This is a genomic window from Bacteroides caecigallinarum, assembly GCF_021530995.1.
Classification (GTDB): Bacteria; Bacteroidota; Bacteroidia; order Bacteroidales; family Bacteroidaceae; genus Phocaeicola; species Phocaeicola faecigallinarum.
The window spans coordinates 1-1,295 of record NZ_JADYTF010000236.1 but is presented as its reverse complement, the minus strand read 5'-3'; the positions used below and the strand labels follow the sequence as shown (position 1 = coordinate 1,295).

Here is a 1,295-nt window from a genome sequence, read left to right as displayed (position 1 = left end):
CAGGGCTGACGCATTACTTAATAAACTGATAATCAACCTAAGTTTGATAAACTCAATGATAAAATCTATTTATAAATACTTTTTTCTTTACTTTTGTCCAATATTTTCAAGTTAAAAACATCCAATGGAAATCATCTCAATACTCCGTACAGTAAAGGATCCTCGTCGTGAACATTTAAGAGAACACAGTTTCGAGTGTATATTTTATATCGCAATGGCTGCAGTCATAGGTGGTGCAGAAAGCTGGTATGAAGTTGCCGATTTTGGTAAGATGCATGAATCTTTCTTCCGTTCACGCATAAAGGACTTTAAATGTGTTCCTTCTCATGACACTTTCAACCGTGTCTTTTCCCTTCTTTCTCCCGATGAACTCGAGAAGGGTTTCCGTACCTGGATACGTGAGATTTGCGGTAAATACCGTGGTCTTGTGTCCATAGACGGTAAAGAGATATGCGGTGCCCGTGAAGAGAAAAGTGACGGCAGTTTTGAATCTCTCCGTATTGTAAGTGCCTGGGCTTCAAGTAATGGTGTTTGCCTTGGTCAGGAGAAGGTAAGTGAAAAGAGTAACGAAATAAAGGCAATTCCATTGTTGATAAAGGCACTTGACCTTGAAGACTGTATAATTACCATTGATGCCATTGCCTGCCAGCATGAAATAGTCGATACAATCATAGATGCAAAAGCAGAATATCTTATAAGTTTAAAGAAGAACCAGAAGAAACTTTATGAAACGGTAGAATGCTGGTTCTCCGACATTGACATCTATGGGAACAATATTAACGGAAAAGGCCATATACCGCAGACAAGATACAGGTACAGCATAACGGAAGAATGTTCACATGGGCGCTTCGAGAGGCGTGTGTGTCAGGTATATAACAATGGCCTGTTATCCAAAGTCCTGGAATGGAAGGGAGTAAACTCCGTAGTTTGCCTGACCAATACTAAGAAATATATCAAGTCAGGAAAGACTACTGTAGAGAAACACTATTACATTACATCACTTCCATTGGATTCAGACCGTATAATTTCAACAATCAGAAGTCATTGGAGTATAGAGAATAATCTTCACTGGCAACTTGATGTATCATTCAATGAAGACAACCAGAAGAAAAAGAAAAATGCAGCGCAGAACTTTTCTGTACTCAATAAGATAGCCATGACGCAACTAAAAAATAACAAGAGGAAATCAAGCCTTAAGGGTAAAAGAAAAATGGCGGGATGGAGCGATGAGTTTCTTGCTGAACTTTTAGATGCACCATGGCAAAATGAAGATATTAAGTAATGCGTCAGCCCTG

At 39.0% G+C, this 1,295-nt stretch carries 1 protein-coding gene; it reads left to right on the top strand.

Going from position 1 to position 1,295, the window contains the following annotated elements; genetic code table 11:
* Window positions 1–124: 124 nt before the first annotated feature.
* Entirely contained in the window at window positions 125–1,282 is a 1,158-nt protein-coding gene (locus tag I6E24_RS16285) for an ISAs1 family transposase (RefSeq protein WP_235329745.1), read from the top strand.
* The last annotated feature ends 13 nt before the right edge of the window (window positions 1,283–1,295 follow it).

Bases quoted from the DNA above. Each gene is read 5' to 3' on its own strand.
- I6E24_RS16285 (WP_235329745.1), top strand. From the start codon at position 125: ATGGAAATCATCTCAATACTCCGTACAGTAAAGGATCCTCGTCGTGAA.